Raw genomic sequence first — 17,082 nt, forward strand, 5'->3', positions numbered from 1 at the left:
TCAATGAAATATGCTAAGTTCTGAGCGATATACGGCTATGTGAAGCCTGCAGCCGCAAATGTATCTTGAATTTCACGTGCGTGCTGCGCATCAAAGCCAGAGATTTTAAAAGGCCAGACGGGGCGCATTTTGGAAGAAATCAGAAAAAAGGGCGAGGCCGAGCTGATCGCCGCTCGCCGCGAAAGCCGCCATTTGTACTGGATGGTGGCCATCTTCAGCTTTTTCGTAAACCTGCTGATGCTGACCGGCCCGCTTTACATGCTGAACGTCTATGATCGTGTGCTCAGTTCACGCTCTTTCGAAACGCTGATCGCACTGTCGGTATTGGTGGCCTTTCTCTACGCGGTGATGGGTGTGCTTGATTTTGTGCGCGGCCGTGTGATGGGCCGGGTTGGTGCCCGGTTTCAGGCCCGACTGGATCGCCGCGTGTTCAGCGCGGTGCTGAAAGCCACAACGCTAAACCGCGCCCCGCGCGAGGCTGCAACCGGCTTGCGTGATCTGGAAGCAACGCAGCGGCTGATCACCTCACCCGCCCTGATGGCTTTGTTCGATCTGCCATGGGCGCCCTTGTTTTTCTGGGGCATTTTCATTTTCCACCCGCTGATGGGGGTTCTGGCCCTTGTGGGTGCGACGATCCTGATCGGGGTCGCGATTTTCAACCAGCTGACAACAAAGAAGCCGTTGGAAGAGGCGAACGCAGCCTCTTTTGCGTCTGACCAACTGGGCAGCCAGATTCGCAGTGAAAGTGAAATGGTCCACTCGCTGGGGATGCGCAATGCATCCTTTGACCGGTGGCAGGTTGCCCGCGGCAAATCACTAGACTCGACCATTGGCGCAGCGGACGCATCTGGCACATTCACCGCATTGACCAAGTCGTTCCGCCTGTTCCTGCAATCCGCAATGCTGGGTCTTGGGGCCTATCTGGTGCTGATCAACGAACTCTCGCCGGGCGCGATGATTGCGGGTTCAATCCTTCTGGGCCGCGCCCTGGCCCCGATCGAGCTGCTTGTTGGCCAATGGGCGGTGTTCCAAAAGGGGCGCGAGGGATGGCGCAACCTTGGCATGCTTCTGGGCAGCGTCAGCGAGGAAGAGCAGCGGATGAACCTGCCCAAGCCCAAGGCCCGCCTGTTGGCGGATCAGGTCACGGTTGTCCCGCCGGGTGAAAAGCAGGCGTCGCTGCGTCTGATCAGCTTTGAGGTCAAACCGGGCCAGGCCGTGGGGGTCATCGGAACGTCTGGCGCCGGGAAATCGACCCTTGCCCGCGTTCTGACGGGTGTCTGGCAACCGGCTGGCGGGAAAATCCGTCTGGACGGGGCCGCGCTTGACCAATACGACCCGGACGTTCTGGGCCAGCATATCGGCTACCTGCCCCAGCGGGTGATGCTGTTTGACGGCACGATCAAGGAAAACATCGCCCGCATGTCGATGCAGCCCGATGACGCCGCCGTCGTTGCCGCAGCCAAGAAGGCGGCAGCCCATGAAATGATCCTGAAATTGCCCGACGGCTATGACACGCGCGTTTCGGCCAATACGGGCCGCTTGTCAGGTGGACAGATCCAGCGGATTGGTCTGGCCCGCGCGATGTATGGCGATCCTGTGGTGCTGGTTCTGGATGAACCCAACTCCAACCTTGATAATGATGGCTCTGCCGCATTGAACAAGGCGATCAAGGCATTGAAAGCCGAGGGGCGGATCATCTTTATCATGGCACACCGTCCCGCCGCCATTCAGGAATGCGATCTTTTGCTGGTCATCGAGGCGGGGGCGCGCCGTGCCTTTGGCCCCAAGGACGAGGTGCTGTCCGAAATGGTCAAGAACCACACCGAAATCAAACGGAGTGCCGGCCAGACAGGAGGCGTGTCATGAAAAAGCCAAATGACCCCGCCGCAAAACGCTGGTCCGCCAGCCGCCATTTGGCGTTTGGCATCGTCGCGCTGATCATCCTTGTGGGTGGTTTTGGCACATGGTCCGTGATGGCGCAGATTACCGGCGCTGTCATCACCAGTGGCCAGATCGAGGTCGACCGCAACAGACAGGTCGTGCAGCACCCCGATGGCGGCGTGGTCGAGGAAATCCTCGTCGATGAGGGTGATACCGTCGAAACGGGGGATCTGCTGATCCGTCTTGATGCATCGGTACTGCGGTCCGAATTGGCGATTGTCGAAGGGCAGTTGTTCGAAATTCTGGCCCGCCGCGGCCGGTTGGAGGCCGAACGGGACGGGCTGGAAACACCTGCGTTTGATCCACTATTGCTGGACGCCGAGGATGAAGAGGCCGAAAAACTGGTCAGCGGGCAGGTCCGTCTGTTTGAGGCGCGCCTTGAATCAAGCGAGCGCGCGGTCGAACAATTGACCCAGCAGCGCGCCCAGATTGCCAGCCAGCTGACCGGGATCGCAGCCCAGCAAACCGCGCTCAAGACCCAACAGGACCTCATCACCCAAGAGCTGGCCGATCAGCAAAGCCTGCTTGATCGCGGCTTGGCGCAGGCCAGCCGGGTCCTGACCCTGCAGCGGGAAGAGGCCAGCCTTTTGGGCCGCGTCGGCGAGTTGACCGCGCAAGCTGCGCAGGCGCAGGAACGCATGACGGAAATCGAAATCCAGATCCTTGGCCTGTCATCCAGTCGCCGCGAAGAGGCGATCACGCGCCTGCGCGATCTGCAGTTCAACGAACTGGAATTGTCCGAACGGCGGCGCACGCTGACCCGTCAGCTGGATCGTCTGGATATTCGCGCACCTGTGTCCGGGATCGTCTATGGGCTGCAGGTCTTTGCAGAACAATCGGTGATCCGACCTGCTGATCCCGTGCTTTACCTGATCCCGCAAGACCGCCCACTGGTCATCGCCACGCAGGTACAGATCGTCGATATCGACCAGATTCACCTGGGCCAGGAAGTCACCTTGCGCTTTTCCGCATTTGACCAGCGACGCACGCCGGAATTGAAAGGCGCGGTCACGTTGATTTCGGCCGATGCGTTTCAGAATGAGAATTCGGGCCTGTCCTACTACCGAGCCGAGGTGCAGTTGAACGAAGGCGAGGTGGGGCGCCTGCCGCAGGATATGACGCTGATCCCCGGTATGCCGGTCGAGGCGTTTGTCCGGACGGCAGACCGGACCCCGATGGGATATCTGCTGAAACCGCTGGCTGATTATTTCGCAAAGGCATTCCGCGAGTCCTGATTGCACCGCCCTGCGTTGCCCGCTAGCGTGCGCGCAAATGAACGGAGGATGCGATGTCTGCGATTGAAACCAAACTGGCGGAACTAGGCGTTACCTTGCCCGACGCCCCCGCGCCTGCGGCAAACTATGTGCCTTATGTGATCGTGGGCGATCTGGTCCATGTTTCGGGGCAGATTGCGGCCACTGCCGACGGGATGATCGTCGGCAAGCTGGGGGCGGATATGGATGCAGACGCGGGTGCAGCGGCGGCCAAGACCTGCGCAATCAGCCTGCTGGCGCAATTGAAAGCAGCCTGCGGCGGCGAGATTGATCGTCTGCAGCAGGTCGTCAAGCTGGTTGGCTTTGTCAACTCAACCCCGGATTTCGGAGACCAGCCCAAGGTGATCAATGGGGCCTCGGATTTCATGGTCGCGGCCCTCGGCGACAAGGGGCGGCATGCCAGATCGGCCGTCAGCGCCGCCAGCCTGCCCTTCGGCGTCGCCGTCGAAATCGAAGCCATCTTCCAGATCGCATGAGCCTGCCCGCCGCCTTCTTTGACCGCCCGCTTGCGCATCGTGCCTTGCATGACCGCAAGGCCGGTCGCGTCGAAAACAGCGTGAAGTCCATCGAGGCTGCGATTGCCGCCAATTATGGCATCGAAATTGATGTGCAGTTGACCAGTGATGGCCACGCCATGGTGTTCCATGACGACATGCTTGACCGGCTTACCGCAGCGGCCGGACCCGTGCGCGACAAAACCCGCGCCGAGCTCGAAGAAATTGCCTTGTGGGACGATGGCGGAATGATCCCTGCCTTTGTGGATGTCTTGTCCATTGTTGCGGGCCGGGTGCCGTTGCTGGTCGAGATCAAGGATCAGGACGGTGCCATGGGGCCGAATATCGGCCCGTTGGAACAGGCCACCACGGACGCCCTGGCCGGATATACCGGCGATGTCGCGCTGATGTCTTTCAACCCGCATGCCGTCGCCCGCTGCGCGACGCTGGCACCAGATATCCCGCGCGGTATTGTCACCTCGAGCTATCTGGCCGAGTTCTGGCCAGAGGTTCCGGAGCAGGTCCGGGACAGGCTGCGTGATATTCCAGACTACGACCAGGTTGGCGCAAGCTTTATCAGTCACGAGGCGTCTGATCTGGACAGGCCGCGCGTCGCGGCGCTGAAATCCCAAGGTGCTGCAATCCTGTGCTGGACCATCCGATCACCCGAGGCCGAAAAAGACGCCCGCCGGATCGTGGATAATGTCACGTTTGAGGGATATCTGGCTTGACGGCGGGCAGCCGCCCCCCAAGTTGCACTGCATGACAGACGCCGCCATTGAAATCACAGCCCATTCCGATCTGGGCGCGGTCGATCCCGCCGATTGGGATGCCTGCGCCTGCCCCGAGGCTGTTGATGGCAGGCCCTATGACCCGTTCACGACATATCGGTTTCTCAAGGCGTTGGAAGATAGCGGATCGGTTGGTCCCGGTTCCGGCTGGCACCCACGCTATCTGGTTGCCCACCAGCATGGGCAGGTCATTGCCGTCACCCCGCTTTATGCAAAGGCGCATAGTCAGGGCGAATACATCTTTGACCATAACTGGGCGCATGCATTCGAAGGTGCCGGCGGGGAATATTACCCCAAACTGCAAATCGCAGTCCCGTTCACGCCCGCCACCGGGCGCCGGTTTCTGACCCGCCCGGGCGCCGAAACCATCGGCATGTCAGCCCTCGTTCAGGGTGCGGTGCAAATTGCCGCGGAAAACCAACTGTCATCAGTGCATGCCACATTTTGCACCGAGGCCGAGGCAATTGCCGGGCAGGAAATGGGATTGCTCGCCCGGATCGGGCAGCAATTTCATTGGGAAAACGCCGGATATGACGATTTTGATGCGTTTCTGGGTTCGTTATCGAGCCGGAAGCGCAAGAATATCCGCAAGGAACGCAATCAGGCCAATGCTTTCGGGGGCGAGATTATTGAGCTGACCGGCGATAAGATCGCGCCGGAACATTGGGATGCGTTCTGGCGGTTCTATCAGGACACCGGACATCGCAAATGGGGAAGCCCATATTTGACCCGCGATTTTTTCGATCAGGCACAGGAATATCTGCGCGATGACATGCTGCTGGTCCTGGCCATGCGCGACGGGCGGGCGGTGGCCGGGGCGTTGAACTTTATCGGGCGCGAAACCCTTTACGGGCGCTATTGGGGCTGTGTCGAACATCACCCCTGTCTGCATTTCGAGCTGTGCTATTATCGCGCGATTGATTATGCGATCCGCACCGGTATGGCGCGGGTCGAGGCAGGGGCGCAGGGCGAACACAAGCTTGCACGGGGCTACCTGCCCGTCACCACCCATTCATTGCATTGGTTCGGCGACTCCGGTTTTCGGGATGCGGTGGGCAAATACCTGAAAGCTGAACGTAATGCCGTGGATCACGAAATCGAAGTTCTGACCAGCTATGGTCCTTTTCGCAAAACCGACATGGAGGAACAGCAATGACCGACAAACTTACCCCGGCCGAGCGCACGGAAATGATCGACCCGCTGCTGCAATCTGGCTGGCAATTACTGGACGGGCGCGACGCGATCCACAAAAGTTTTGTGTTCAAGAATTTTGTCGAGGCATTCGGCTTTATGACCCGGGCTGCCCTGTGGGCCGAAAAGTGGAACCACCACCCTGAATGGTCGAATGTCTACAAAACGGTCGAGGTCACCTTGACCACACATGACGCCGACGGTCTAAGCGCGCTCGACGCGAAACTTGGCGCGAAGATGGACACACTCGCAGGAGACTGACTTGGAAGACCTACTCAATACTGTGATTTGGAACGGTAAAACCGTTGGCGACCTGTTGTCGCCCGAGTTTCTGGCATCGGTTGTGGGCAGCGTGATCGCAGCCCTTTTCATCCTGTTCGTCGGCTTTGTCGTCGGGGGCTGGATTCGCAAGCGCCTGATACGCCTGGGCGAAAAGCACAAGCATCTTGATAAGACGCTGTTCAACTTTCTGGGCAACGTAGCCCGCTACGTCGTCATCGCCTTTGCGGTTCTGTTTGTCCTGAACACATTCGGGGTGCAGACCACGTCGGTCGTGGCGGTCATCGGTGCCGCAGGTCTGGCCATTGGTCTGGCGCTGCAGGGGACGTTGTCCAATGTTGCGGCGGGGGTGATGATCGTCTTTTTCCGCCCGGTCAAAATAGGTGATTTCGTCGAGGTGAACGGACAGATGGGCACGATCAAGGATGTGACCCTGAACTTTATCGAGCTTGCATCAATCGGGAACGTCCAGATCATCATCCCCAATTCGGCGGTCTGGGGAAATACGATTGTCAATTATTCCAGCTACCCGACCCGCCGGGCGGAATGGACATTTGGCGTCGGCTACGGGGCGAACCTGAAACAGGCCGAAGACGTCATTCGCGATACGATCATGGCTGACGAGCGGTCCAAGACCGAACCGGAGCCGTTCATTCAGGTCAACAACCTCAATGACAGTTCCGTGGATTTTCTGGTGCGTGTCTGGTGCGATGCGGCTGATTACTTCGCGTATCAGGCTGATATGAAACGCAAGGTCAAAGAGGCGCTGGATAGCGCGGGCGTCGATATCCCCTTCCCCACGCGGACAATCCTGCAGGCGGCGGCCGAATAACAAAAAGGCGGCGCATCTTGCGCCGCCCCTACCCGCCCGATCTGGCCGGCGTGCCTATTCCATGGCTTCCAGTAACGTCTCGCCCGCTGAAATCTCACATTCGCCGGGGTTCGATTCTGCATTCAGAATTTTCACCTCGCCATTTTCAACCAGCATCGAATAGCGCTTGGATCGGTTGACGAAACCAACGGGCGACGCGGTAAAGTTCATGCCGATAGCCGTGGTGAACTGGCTTTCCGCATCGGCCAGCATCGTGATGCCCACATCATTGGCGCGGGTCGAATCGCCCCAGGCCTTCATTACAAACGGATCATTGACCGACACGCAGATGATCTCTTGCACGCCCTTCTCTTTGAAGTCGTCAAAGGTGATCATGAAGCTTGGCACATGGGCGGTCGAACAGGTGCCGGTAAATGCCCCGGGCAGGCCGAAAATTACGACTTTGCGGTCCTTGATCTTGTCGGCCATCGACACCTGCCGGGGGCCGTCTTCGCCCATTTGCAGCAGTGTTGCGTCAGGTACCGTATCACCCGTCTTAATTGTCATAGTCTTCCCCCGGTTCGCAATTGTATCTCTTGACCACTCGCATATAGAGTTTTGTTCAGCAAGGGACCAGCTTTCAAAGGGATCAGTGATGAACCATGTTGTCGTCGTGGGTGCCGGACAGGCTGGTGCAGCACTTGTCGCCCGGCTGCGGACCGAAGGGTTTACCGGGCAGATTACGCTGATTGGTGCGGAAAAAGTGCCCCCTTATCAACGCCCGCCCCTGTCCAAGGCCTATTTGCTGGGCGATATGACGCAAGAGCGGCTGTATCTGCGCCCACCGGCGTTTTATGCCGATCAGGACATTAAACTGCGGCTGGACGTGTCTGTTACCGCAATTGATCCGGCGGCGAAGACCCTCACATTGTCGGATGCGCAGGTATTGCACTACGATCAGCTGGCGCTGACGACAGGCGCAGAGCCGCACAGATTGCCGGCAAAGATCGGTGGCGCGCTTGGCAATGTGTTCACGATGCGGGATCTCGCAGATGCGGACGCAATCGCCCCGGCATTCGCGCCGGGCCGCAAGGTGCTGATCGTTGGTGGCGGCTATATCGGGCTGGAAGCGGCCGCCGTCGCATCCAAGCGTGGGCTTGACGTGACACTGGTCGAAATGGCGGACCGTATTCTGCAACGCGTCGCGGCGCCTGAAACCTCTGACTATTTCCGGGCGCTGCATCAATCCCACGGCGTCCGCATCCTTGAAGGGACCGGCCTGAAGGAATTGCGCGGCAATGATACCGTAACAGGCGCTGTCCTGACAGATGGGACCGAGATCGCGGTCGATTTTGTCGTCGTGGGCGTCGGCGTGAAACCTGCAACAGCACTGGCCGAGGCCGCCGGGCTGGAGGTCAGCAACGGCATTACCACCGACGATTTCGGGCGCAGCTCTGATCCGCATATCTGGGCGGCGGGGGATTGCGCGTCATGTTTGTTCGAAGGCGAACGCATCCGCATCGAGAGTGTCGGCAACGCCATTGCCCAGGCCGAGGCGGTTGCGTGCAACATCCTTGGTGCCAACAGCCCCTATCAGCCCAAACCATGGTTCTGGTCGGATCAGTACGACTGCAAGCTGCAGATCGCGGGCCTCAATCTGGGCTATACGGATGTCTACATGCGCAAGGGTGACGCGCCGGGCGTGCAATCAAACTGGTATTTCAACGGCCCCCGGCTAATCGCGGTGGATGCCATGAACGACCCGCGCAACTACATGATTGGCAAACGACTGATCGAAGCCGGGCGGAGCCCCGCCCCCGCGGCCCTTGTTGATCCGGCGACCGATATGAAGGCACTTTTGCGGGCGTGAGGATCATCGGGGGCATTCACCGCGGCACGACACTGACCGAGGTCGGCAAAGGCGACGCGGCGGCGCATTTGCGCCCCACAACCGACCGGGTTCGCGAAAACCTGTTCAACATGCTTGATGGTGGGCGTTTTGGCGATCCCGTCCGCGAAGCACGGGTGCTTGATCTGTTTGCCGGAACCGGTGTTCTGGGGCTCGAGGCATTGTCGCGCGGCGCGGCCCATGCGACCTTTGTCGATAGCAGCCGAGCCGCCCAGAAACTGATCCGCGCAAATATCGCAAAACTGCGCAGGCAGGCAGACACGACATTGATCAGCGCTGATATCGAAAAGCTACCGGCAGGCGATGCGTGTGATCTGATCTTTCTCGATCCGCCCTACGCGATGAATATGGGCCAGGCGGCCCTGCAAATAGCCCTGACGCAAGGGTGGATCGCACCGCAGGCCATTATCGTCTGGGAAGAGGCCAGCGCGCAGATCGCACCACCCGGATTTACGCAACTCGATCAGCGCCGTTATGGCAGTACCTGGATAAATGTGATGCGCCATGACCCCTGAATTAGTGATCTTTGATTGTGACGGCGTTCTTGTTGATACCGAACCGGTCACAGATGCGGTTCTCTCGGCCGATCTGACCAGACACGGCTACGCGGTATCACCGCAAGAGATCCACACCCGTTTCGCGGGCGGTACCATTGCGGGCATCGCACGGGAGGCCCGTGAAAAGGGCGCGGACTTGCCCGATGACTGGATTGACCGGATTTACGAAACCGTCTTTGCTGCGCTGCGCAAAGGCACGCCCGTCATCCCGGGCGTGATGGAACTGATCCATGCCTGTGATCGTGCAGGCATCAAACGGGCCATTGCGTCGAACGGTCCGATGGCCAAGATGGAGATCACGCTGGCGCCAAACGGGCTATGGAACCTGTTCGAGGGCCGGATTTATTCCGGGCATGATCATCCGCCAAAACCGGAACCCGGGATGCTTTTGCAGATCATGGCGGATGCGGGCGTGGCCCAGGACAACGCGGTGATGATTGATGACATGCCCGCAGGGTTCAATGCCGCCAAGGCCGCAGGTATCCGATGCTTTGGCTATGTGGCAGAGGGTGGCCCGGCCCGGATCGGTGACACAGGCGCGATACCTGTCACATCAATGGATGAAATTGCGCGGGCCATCGGGATAAGTTAGCCTGCCTGCATGTCGGATATCGCAGACATTCCGTTCATCGCAACGCGCAGCACAGAAGAAACGCCGTTGCCGGCACCCGTGCCGTTTGGCGCGCCGGTGCTGATTGGGGACTGTGTCAGTCCTTTGGCGGGCGAAACGATACTTGGCCTGCTATGGAAACGGTTGGACGAAAAGCGCCGGGACAAACAGCCCCGGCGCGATCACGACTATAGCGTTTGACGAAATACCTGATACATCGAATATCACCTAACGCGTTGAAATCTTTGATTTCAGGCAGCGTTAGGTGATTCAGGTTTTTCGCATAACGCTTTTAATCCGTTGTTATCACGATCACTGGGCGATATTGCCGGCGACGTAACCCTGTGCGGCGTCGACCAATGCGGCCCCATCAAACCCCTTCTCGTCCATCTCGACGATCCAGTTTGCAGTGACGATCTCGCCCAGCGCCTTGATCCGGTCCGTTTCAGCGACAGACAATTCGGCAATTTCGTTGCCATCAGCGGCCATAAGCTCGTGTCCGACCACATCACCGGTATCATGGGCCCGTCCGGCCCACATGCTGGCCATCATCCCCGAATTGGCATCAATGATCGCACGCAGGTCCTCCGGCATGCCGTCATAGACGTCCTTGTTCATCGCCCAGATGAAATAGAGGTTATAGAGCGCCCGGTCACCGGCCACATCGGTGTGGCTGTCGGTTAGTTCGTTCAGTTTCAGTGATGGGGACATCTCCCAGGTGATGACACCGCCATCAACCACACCCTTAGACAGCGCCTCGGGGAATTGAGGGACAGGCATCCCGATTGGGGTCGCCCCCAGCTGATCAAGCAACAATGTCGCCGGGCGGGACGGACCGCGCAGTTTCAGACCAGCAAAATCCTCGACCGTGGCCACGCTCGCGCCGCGTTTGTGGACGATACCGGGCCCATGCATATGCGCTGCGATCACATGCACATCCGCAAAATCATCCATGAGGAATTCCTGCGTGAACTCCCATGCGGCGGCTGATGCCTCCTCGCCTGACTTGGTTGTCATGAACGGCAGCTCCATCGCCTCGGCCTCGGGGAACCGGTTGGGCTGATAGCCAGGGATGACCCAGCCACCATCAATGGCACCGTCGCGGATCAGGTCATATTGGTTCGGGGCGGCCCCGCCCAATTGCATGAACGGATAGAGTTCGACCTTGATACGGCCCTGTGACTGTTCCTCGATCGCATCTGCCCAAGGCTGCATGAAATAGGTCGGGTTGGCGCTTGCAGGGGACACAAAATGCTGGAACCGCAAGGTGACCTCCTGCGCGGCGGCAGATGTCGCGGTCATGGTGAAGGCGGCCGCAAAAGCGGCGTGTTTGATCAGGTGCATCGCATGCATCCTTTCATCTTTGACTATGTTGGGAGGGGGTGTCACCGCTAGCGACACCTGATAGGTAAGCGGCACTGCCACAAAGCGCAAGAACACATTTTACGGGGAATTCAGCCGCGCATTTCCCCGCTTTCCGCCGGGCCCAACCGCGGCAGGCCGTTTTCAACTTTCCCATGTCGGGTGATATTTCCCGCCGGGTGACAAGGTAAAGATCTCGCCCCCATCCGCCGTGATACCGATGGAATGCTCAAACTGCGCAGAGAGGGACTTGTCACGGGTCACGGCTGTCCAATCATCTGCCAGCACCTTGGTATCCGGGCGGCCCAGATTGATCATCGGCTCGATGGTAAAGAACATCCCTTCCTCAAGGGTCGGGCCGGTTCCGGGGCGCCCATAATGCACCACGTTGGGGGGGGCGTGAAACACACGGCCCAGGCCATGCCCGCAGAAATCGCGCACGACCGACATCCTGTTACTTTCCGCATAGACCTGGATCGCGTGGCCGATATCACCAAACGTGTTACCCGGCTTTGCCGCCTCGATACCCTTCATCAGGGCGTCATGGGTCACCTGAATAAGCCGCTCTGCCTTGCGTGGAAGATCGCCCGCAACATACATGCGGCTTGTGTCGCCAAACCATCCGTCGACGATAACCGTGACGTCGATATTCAGGATATCGCCATCCTTGAGCTTTTTGTCGCCCGGAATGCCGTGACACACCACGTGATTGACCGAGATACAGCTGGCATGCTGATACCCTTTATAGCCAATCGTGGCAGAGGTCGCACCGGCATCATCGACCATTTGCGTGATCAGCCGGTCTATTTCGCCGGTCGTCTGACCGGTGAATACATGTGCCGCGATATCATCAAGAATCTGGGCCGCAACCCGACCTGCCGCATGCATGCCGGCAAAATCGCCCGGTTCATAAATCCTGATGCCGTCTTTGGTGATGCGCCCACGATTGGTTTGCACGTCGATTGTCCTTTGTCGGTTTTCTGGCACATAGGGGAATTGGTGGCAGAGTTCTAGAGCCTGATGGGTATCTGGGCGTCGGGGATAATTCTTTGCGGTGAAATGGCGCAGCGCAACGCCATGGCACCAACCCCCGCCTTTTGGGCGGCTTCAAACGCTGCGGCATAGGCCGGATCAATATCGTGGGCCAGTGTCATCGCGTCGCAATCGGTGCGCTGCACCAGATATAACATGATGGCCCGGTGACCTTCCGCCACCATCTGCGCCAGCGCATTCAGGTGCTTGGTGCCACGTGCCGTGACGCTGTCGGGAAACTCTGCCAGCCCCGATTGGCGGGACAAGGTCACGCTTTTGACCTCGACATATGTCGCCGCGCCATCGCCGGTCAGCAGGAAATCAATGCGGCTGTTCTCGCCATATTTCACCTCGGACCGGACAAGGGTGTAGTCGGGCAGCCCCGGCACCTCATGGGCGATCAATGCGGCCTTCAGCGCCTTGTTCGGCACCGAGGTATCGACCCCCGTAAAATGACCATTCTCATGATCCACCAGACGCCAGCCGAATTTCAGCTTCTTTTTTGGGTCGTCATTTGGTTCCAGCCAGATCTTTGTCCCCGGCGCGGCCAAGCACATCATCGAACCCGGATTGGCGCAATGGGCGGTAACCTCGCGCCCGTCTTCCAGCCGCACATCCGCGAGAAACCGTTTGTAACGGCGGATCAGACGCGCGGGGACAAGAGGCGTGGAAAAATGCATGGCCCCGCTCTATAACCGCTTGAAACGCGAAGGAGAACCCAAGGATGCCAAACCCCACTGCCGCGATGCTGGTCATCGGGGACGAGATTTTGTCAGGCCGCACGCGCGACGCAAATATGCACCATTTGGCGGGCGAACTGACCCAGGCCGGCATCGACCTAAAGGAGGTCCGTGTGGTCAGCGATGACGCGCCTGCGATCACGGCCGCGGTCAAGGCGCTTGCGGATACCTATGACACCGTCTTTACCAGCGGCGGGATCGGCCCGACCCATGACGATATCACTGCAGATTGCATCGCTGCGGCCTTTGGGGCAGCGATTGATATTCGCGATGACGCGCGCGTCTTGTTGCAGGCCCATTATGATCGCAACGGGCAGGAATTGAATGCCGCCCGGCTGCGCATGGCCCGTATTCCCGATGGCGCAACATTAATCGACAACCCGGTCAGCGTGGCCCCGGGTTTCACCTTGGGCCATGTGCATGTCATGGCAGGGGTCCCATCTGTGTTTCGGGCCATGGTCGCCAGTGTCCTGCCGACGCTGACAGGCGGCGCGCCGCTATTGTCACGCACCTTGCGGGTGATGCGCGGCGAGGGCGATATTGCCGAACCACTTGGCACCTTCGCCACCGAATTTGCGGATCTTTCGGTTGGATCCTACCCGTTTCAAAAGGACGGTATTTATGGATCAAGCATCGTCTTGCGGGCAAATGACCCCGCCCGTCTGGACAGTGCCATGACCGCCCTGCAACAGATTTTCCCTGAATGACGCTGCCCGACGCGCAAAAACTCTATGCCGTGATTGAAGGGACATGGCCCCCATCGGCCAAACAGGCCGTGGGCCCCTGGATCGTGCGGCTGGATGACAGCGGCAGTAGCCGGGTCAGCGCCGCTACGGCCGAGCAAACGCCACAGGCGGGCGATATTGCAGCGGCCGAAGACGCCATGCGCGAGGCTTTTCAAAGCCCGCTCTTCATGATCCGCGAAGGTGATGATGCGCTTGATGCGATGCTGGCGGCGCGCGGCTACGCCATCAAGGACCCCGTCAACATGTACGCCGCCGAGGTTAGCGCCATTGCCACCCAAAGGCCGCCGCCCGTTACGACATTCGAAGTCTGGCCACCACTGACCGTGCAGACAGATATCTGGGCCGCGGGCGGGATCGGCCCGGGCCGGATCGCGGTCATGGATCGCGCCCGTCCGCCCAAAACCGCCCTGCTGGGCCGGCTTGATGACCGGCCGGCGGGGACGGCCTATGTTGGGATCGCGGGCGACTGCGCGATGATCCATGCGCTGGAAGTCGCCGGCGCACATCGCCGCAAAGGCCTCGCGACATATCTGACCCGTGCCGCAGCATTCTGGGCGCAATCAAAGGGCGCGGCGTATCTGACCCTTGTCACCACGCAAGAGAACGCGGCGGCCAATACGCTCTATGCTTCCCTCGGCATGTCACTTGTGGGACAGTACCACTATCGCATCCTGCCGGAGGAATGACTTGACCAAAGAGCCCACCGCCCTTGATTTGCCGATGGTTGATCCCCTGCCCGAGGCGACGCAAAAGTATTTTGATATTTGTCAGGACAAGCTAGGCATGATCCCAAATGTCCTGCAGGCCTATGCCTTTGATATCGACAAGCTGAACGCATTCACCACGCTTTATAATGACGTCATGCTTGCGGAGTCCGGCCTGACCAAGCTGGAACGCGAGATGATCGCGGTTGTCGTGTCGTCAATCAACAAATGCTACTATTGCCTGACGGCCCATGGTGCGGCTGTCCGCGCATTGTCAGGGGACCCGCAATTAGGGGAAATGCTGGTGATGAACTGGCGCGTGGCTGATCTGGACGCACGGCAGACTGCCATGCTTCATTTTGCGGAGATGATGACACTGTCCAGTGCGAAAATCGACGAAAGTGATCGCGACGCCCTGCGGCAGGTGGGTTTCAGCGACCGGGACATCTGGGACATCGCCGCCGTCACCGGGTTTTTCAACATGAGCAACCGGGTTGCATCCGCCACGGATATGCGCCCGAACGAAGCGTATCACGCCCAAGCGCGATGATCAGATGCTACCTTGGTCTGATAGCGCTGCTCGCGGGTCCGGGATCTGCGCAAACTCTTGATTTTCCAAGCAATGCAAGCCTTCAGATCACACAAGGCAACCCGCTGGACAGCTACCAGATGCCGATTGGCATCTGGGAGAATGGCACCATGCCAACCGCCACAATCGAAGGCGAGCTGACCGTCCAGGCCTGGCGTATCAATGCCCAGTCACTGACTACCCTGCAATTGCTCCGGCCCCTGCGCGAACAATTGCGCAATGACCGGTTTCGGGTGATTTTCGAATGCCAGACAGAGGCCTGCGGTGGTTTCGACTTTCGGTTTGGTGTCAGGACGCTGCCGCCACCGGAAATGAAGATCAATCTGGGCGATTTCAGGTTTCTGGCAGCCCGGCGCGTCGTGCAGGGGGGGACGGAATATGTCAGCCTGTTTGTCAGCCGGACCGCACAAGCAGGGTATGTGCAGGTCACGGTGGTCCGGCCACCCACGGCACCGGATGTTGACATCGCCCGGGCCAGTTCGGCGCCCCTGCGCGGCAATACTACAGCGCCTGATAGCAATTTCGAGACCAAGCTTGACCTGAACGGGCATGTCGTTCTTGACGATTTGTCCTTTGCGACCGGCTCGTCACAGTTGGGCGAGGGGCCGTTTGCATCGCTGCAGTCGCTGGCGGACTACCTGACTGCAAACCCCAATCGCACTGTGGCACTTGTCGGACATACGGATGCGTCCGGATCGCTGGCAGGCAACATCGCCCTGTCCAAACGGCGTGCTGCGTCGGTTCTGGAACGGCTGGTGGGCCAATACGGCATCAGCCGCAGACAGCTGGAGGCCGAAGGTATGGGATATCTCGCGCCCATCGCCAACAATCTGACCGAAGACGGACGCGAGACCAACCGCCGGGTCGAGGTCATCATCACATCAACAGAAGAATAGGTTGCCCGCAAAAAAAGCGCGGCCAAAAAACACGGCCGCGCCAGTAGGGTGACAAGCACCTTGGGAAAATTCTGTTGGGCCTACCAGGTATCGGGGCCCTTCTCGGCAAATGCATGCACGAGGAAATCAATAAACGCCCGGACCTTTGGCTGTGTGAAGCGGCCCGGAGGATAGACCGCGTAAATACCTTGGGTTTCCTGCGGCAGATCGGGGATGGCCTCTTCGACCAGCCCGCTGCGCAAGGCGTCCGCGTAAAGGAAGCTTGGCAGATATGCGATGCCAAGCCCGCCGATACACGCATTCAGCAATGATTGCCCGTCATTGACTGTCAGCCAGCCTGCCGTGCGCACCTGACGCTTTTCGCCCGATGGCGCGGTCAGTTTCCAAACGGCAGAGTTGGCTTGGTTGGAATAGTGGAGCAGCTTGTGATCGTTCAAATCGTCGATCTTTTCAGGCCGCCCGTACTGCTCGAAGTAAGCGGGGCTTGCGATCATGCGTTTGTTGGTTTCGGTCAGCTTGCGCGCGCGCAATGTGCTGTCCTCCAGTTCGCCGATACGCACAGCCATGTCGAACCCTTCAGAGATCAATTCGACATAACGATTATTCAACACCATATTGACGGTGATATCCGGAAATTCGGTCAGAAAGTCACCCAGGACAGGCGACAGGTGGTTCACACCAAAATCGGTTGCAACACTGATCCGCAACAGCCCCGACGGCGCCGATTGCATGGATGTGACCAGCGCATCAGCCTCGCCCGCATCATTCAGGACGCGGCGGGCCCGGTCATAATAGGCCAATCCGATTTCGGTGGGGCTGACCCGGCGGGTCGTCCGGTTCAGAAGGCGCGCGCCAAGACGGGCCTCAAGCGAGGAGACGTGTTTGGAGACGGCGGATTTGGATATCCCCATCTTCTTTGCGGCGTCTGTAAACCCGCCCTGGTCAACAACCGTGGCAAAGGCCTCCATTTCCGTAAGACGATCCATACTCGTTTCCTAAACCGATAAAACTTATAGGGACTTTGATGGTCTTGAAATCAGGCAGGAATGGGACCAATGCCTGACAATAACGGGGTATCTCGGTATTTGATGCGACTTCGGAAACAGCTGATTCGCTGTTCGGCATTTGAGACAAGTTTGACGTAACGTCTTAATTC

Annotated in this window: 20 protein-coding genes; 15 read left to right on the top strand and 5 right to left on the bottom strand. The window is 59.0% G+C overall.

The annotated features are described in order from the left end of the window. The first annotated feature begins 201 nt into the window (after positions 1-201). The 7 genes from AABB31_RS11605 to AABB31_RS11635 are packed head-to-tail and all read left to right on the top strand — an operon-like array spanning position 202 to position 6,802. A complete protein-coding gene (locus tag AABB31_RS11605) occupies positions 202-1,866 on the top strand; it encodes a type I secretion system permease/ATPase (protein WP_373635804.1) in 1,665 nt (554 codons plus the stop codon). Further along, entirely contained in the window at positions 1,863-3,176 is a 1,314-nt protein-coding gene (locus AABB31_RS11610; protein ID WP_342077982.1) for an HlyD family type I secretion periplasmic adaptor subunit, read from the top strand. The genes AABB31_RS11605 and AABB31_RS11610 overlap by 4 nt, the downstream gene beginning before the upstream one ends. A gap of 53 nt (positions 3,177-3,229) precedes the next feature. Beyond that, a complete protein-coding gene (locus AABB31_RS11615; RefSeq protein WP_342077981.1) occupies positions 3,230-3,691 on the top strand; it encodes a RidA family protein in 462 nt (153 codons plus the stop codon). Then, positions 3,688-4,440 carry a glycerophosphodiester phosphodiesterase family protein gene (locus AABB31_RS11620; protein ID WP_342077980.1) on the top strand — a complete coding sequence of 251 codons (753 nt, stop codon included), beginning with the start codon at positions 3,688-3,690 and terminating at the stop codon, positions 4,438-4,440. The genes AABB31_RS11615 and AABB31_RS11620 overlap by 4 nt, the downstream gene beginning before the upstream one ends. Before the next feature lie 31 nt (positions 4,441-4,471). Beyond that, positions 4,472-5,656 carry a GNAT family N-acetyltransferase gene (locus AABB31_RS11625; RefSeq protein ID WP_342077979.1) on the top strand — a complete coding sequence of 395 codons (1,185 nt, stop codon included), beginning with the start codon at positions 4,472-4,474 and terminating at the stop codon, positions 5,654-5,656. Beyond that, a complete protein-coding gene (locus AABB31_RS11630) occupies positions 5,653-5,952 on the top strand; it encodes a 4a-hydroxytetrahydrobiopterin dehydratase (RefSeq protein WP_342077978.1) in 300 nt (99 codons plus the stop codon). Before AABB31_RS11625 ends, AABB31_RS11630 begins: the two co-directional genes overlap by 4 nt. 1 nt (position 5,953) lies before the next feature. Next, on the top strand, positions 5,954-6,802 hold the full coding sequence (locus AABB31_RS11635; RefSeq protein ID WP_342077977.1) for a mechanosensitive ion channel domain-containing protein: 849 nt from the start codon (positions 5,954-5,956) through the stop codon (positions 6,800-6,802). Positions 6,803-6,856: 54 nt separating this feature from the next. Here AABB31_RS11635 and AABB31_RS11640 read toward each other — a convergent pair whose 3' ends face one another. Continuing rightward, complete coding sequence (locus tag AABB31_RS11640; RefSeq protein WP_342077976.1) at positions 6,857-7,348, bottom strand: peroxiredoxin; 492 nt, start codon at positions 7,346-7,348, stop codon at positions 6,857-6,859. An 88-nt stretch (positions 7,349-7,436) separates the two neighbouring features. Here AABB31_RS11640 and AABB31_RS11645 point away from each other — a divergent pair, with 88 nt between their 5' ends. From AABB31_RS11645 to AABB31_RS11660, 4 genes are read left to right on the top strand one after another with little or no spacing between them, the layout of a single operon-like run. Continuing rightward, positions 7,437-8,651: an FAD-dependent oxidoreductase gene (locus tag AABB31_RS11645; protein WP_342077975.1), complete on the top strand. Its 1,215-nt coding sequence runs from the start codon at positions 7,437-7,439 to the stop codon at positions 8,649-8,651. Further along, positions 8,648-9,205: a 16S rRNA (guanine(966)-N(2))-methyltransferase RsmD gene (rsmD, locus tag AABB31_RS11650; RefSeq protein ID WP_342077974.1), complete on the top strand. Its 558-nt coding sequence runs from the start codon at positions 8,648-8,650 to the stop codon at positions 9,203-9,205. Before AABB31_RS11645 ends, rsmD begins: the two co-directional genes overlap by 4 nt. After that, positions 9,195-9,839: an HAD family phosphatase gene (locus AABB31_RS11655; RefSeq protein WP_342077973.1), complete on the top strand. Its 645-nt coding sequence runs from the start codon at positions 9,195-9,197 to the stop codon at positions 9,837-9,839. Before rsmD ends, AABB31_RS11655 begins: the two co-directional genes overlap by 11 nt. 9 nt (positions 9,840-9,848) lie before the next feature. Further along, entirely contained in the window at positions 9,849-10,058 is a 210-nt protein-coding gene (locus tag AABB31_RS11660; protein ID WP_342077972.1) for a hypothetical protein, read from the top strand. 111 nt (positions 10,059-10,169) lie between these two features. On the opposite strand, the gene AABB31_RS11665 is transcribed toward AABB31_RS11660, so the two are convergent. The 3 genes from AABB31_RS11665 to sfsA all read right to left on the bottom strand — a co-directional run bounded on the left by AABB31_RS11665 (position 10,170) and on the right by sfsA (position 12,931). Beyond that, positions 10,170-11,201, bottom strand: a complete 1,032-nt coding sequence (locus AABB31_RS11665; protein ID WP_373635777.1) for a TRAP transporter substrate-binding protein — start codon at positions 11,199-11,201, stop codon at positions 10,170-10,172. Positions 11,202-11,363: 162 nt separating this feature from the next. Continuing rightward, the gene (gene map / locus AABB31_RS11670; protein WP_373635778.1) at positions 11,364-12,176 is read right to left on the bottom strand and encodes a type I methionyl aminopeptidase; all 813 of its coding nucleotides are present in this window, start codon (positions 12,174-12,176) and stop codon (positions 11,364-11,366) included. 53 nt (positions 12,177-12,229) lie between these two features. Then, complete coding sequence (sfsA, locus tag AABB31_RS11675) at positions 12,230-12,931, bottom strand: DNA/RNA nuclease SfsA (RefSeq protein ID WP_342077970.1); 702 nt, start codon at positions 12,929-12,931, stop codon at positions 12,230-12,232. 44 nt (positions 12,932-12,975) lie between these two features. Here sfsA and AABB31_RS11680 point away from each other — a divergent pair, with 44 nt between their 5' ends. From AABB31_RS11680 to AABB31_RS11695, 4 genes are read left to right on the top strand one after another with little or no spacing between them, the layout of a single operon-like run. Further along, on the top strand, positions 12,976-13,698 hold the full coding sequence (locus AABB31_RS11680) for a molybdopterin-binding protein (protein WP_342077969.1): 723 nt from the start codon (positions 12,976-12,978) through the stop codon (positions 13,696-13,698). Then, a complete protein-coding gene (locus tag AABB31_RS11685; protein WP_342077968.1) occupies positions 13,695-14,423 on the top strand; it encodes a GNAT family N-acetyltransferase in 729 nt (242 codons plus the stop codon). Before AABB31_RS11680 ends, AABB31_RS11685 begins: the two co-directional genes overlap by 4 nt. A gap of 1 nt (position 14,424) precedes the next feature. After that, positions 14,425-14,991 (top strand): peroxidase-related enzyme, encoded by a 567-nt coding sequence (locus tag AABB31_RS11690; RefSeq protein WP_342077967.1) that lies wholly within the window; start codon positions 14,425-14,427, stop codon positions 14,989-14,991. Then, complete coding sequence (locus AABB31_RS11695) at positions 14,988-15,926, top strand: OmpA family protein (protein WP_373635779.1); 939 nt, start codon at positions 14,988-14,990, stop codon at positions 15,924-15,926. The genes AABB31_RS11690 and AABB31_RS11695 overlap by 4 nt, the downstream gene beginning before the upstream one ends. 80 nt (positions 15,927-16,006) lie before the next feature. Here the strand turns inward: AABB31_RS11695 and AABB31_RS11700 are convergent, their stop codons facing one another. Beyond that, positions 16,007-16,912 carry a LysR family transcriptional regulator gene (locus tag AABB31_RS11700; RefSeq protein WP_342077965.1) on the bottom strand — a complete coding sequence of 302 codons (906 nt, stop codon included), beginning with the start codon at positions 16,910-16,912 and terminating at the stop codon, positions 16,007-16,009. Between the last annotated feature and the right edge of the window lie 170 nt (positions 16,913-17,082).

The organism is Yoonia sp. SS1-5 (assembly GCF_038443705.2).
Classification (GTDB): Bacteria; Pseudomonadota; Alphaproteobacteria; order Rhodobacterales; family Rhodobacteraceae; genus Yoonia; species Yoonia rhodophyticola.

Coding starts and splice junctions, on each gene's coding strand:
- AABB31_RS11605 (WP_373635804.1), top strand. CDS start 202: ATGGTGGCCATCTTCAGCTTTTTCGTAAACCTGCTGATGCTGACCGGC.
- AABB31_RS11610 (WP_342077982.1), top strand. CDS start 1,863: ATGAAAAAGCCAAATGACCCCGCCGCAAAACGCTGGTCCGCCAGCCGC.
- AABB31_RS11615 (WP_342077981.1), top strand. CDS start 3,230: ATGTCTGCGATTGAAACCAAACTGGCGGAACTAGGCGTTACCTTGCCC.
- AABB31_RS11620 (WP_342077980.1), top strand. CDS start 3,688: ATGAGCCTGCCCGCCGCCTTCTTTGACCGCCCGCTTGCGCATCGTGCC.
- AABB31_RS11625 (WP_342077979.1), top strand. CDS start 4,472: ATGACAGACGCCGCCATTGAAATCACAGCCCATTCCGATCTGGGCGCG.
- AABB31_RS11630 (WP_342077978.1), top strand. CDS start 5,653: ATGACCGACAAACTTACCCCGGCCGAGCGCACGGAAATGATCGACCCG.
- AABB31_RS11640 (WP_342077976.1), bottom strand. CDS start 7,348: ATGACAATTAAGACGGGTGATACGGTACCTGACGCAACACTGCTGCAA.
- AABB31_RS11645 (WP_342077975.1), top strand. CDS start 7,437: ATGAACCATGTTGTCGTCGTGGGTGCCGGACAGGCTGGTGCAGCACTT.
- AABB31_RS11655 (WP_342077973.1), top strand. CDS start 9,195: ATGACCCCTGAATTAGTGATCTTTGATTGTGACGGCGTTCTTGTTGAT.
- AABB31_RS11660 (WP_342077972.1), top strand. CDS start 9,849: ATGTCGGATATCGCAGACATTCCGTTCATCGCAACGCGCAGCACAGAA.
- AABB31_RS11665 (WP_373635777.1), bottom strand. CDS start 11,201: ATGCACCTGATCAAACACGCCGCTTTTGCGGCCGCCTTCACCATGACC.
- sfsA (WP_342077970.1), bottom strand. CDS start 12,931: ATGCATTTTTCCACGCCTCTTGTCCCCGCGCGTCTGATCCGCCGTTAC.
- AABB31_RS11680 (WP_342077969.1), top strand. CDS start 12,976: ATGCCAAACCCCACTGCCGCGATGCTGGTCATCGGGGACGAGATTTTG.
- AABB31_RS11685 (WP_342077968.1), top strand. CDS start 13,695: ATGACGCTGCCCGACGCGCAAAAACTCTATGCCGTGATTGAAGGGACA.
- AABB31_RS11695 (WP_373635779.1), top strand. CDS start 14,988: ATGATCAGATGCTACCTTGGTCTGATAGCGCTGCTCGCGGGTCCGGGA.
- AABB31_RS11700 (WP_342077965.1), bottom strand. CDS start 16,912: ATGGATCGTCTTACGGAAATGGAGGCCTTTGCCACGGTTGTTGACCAG.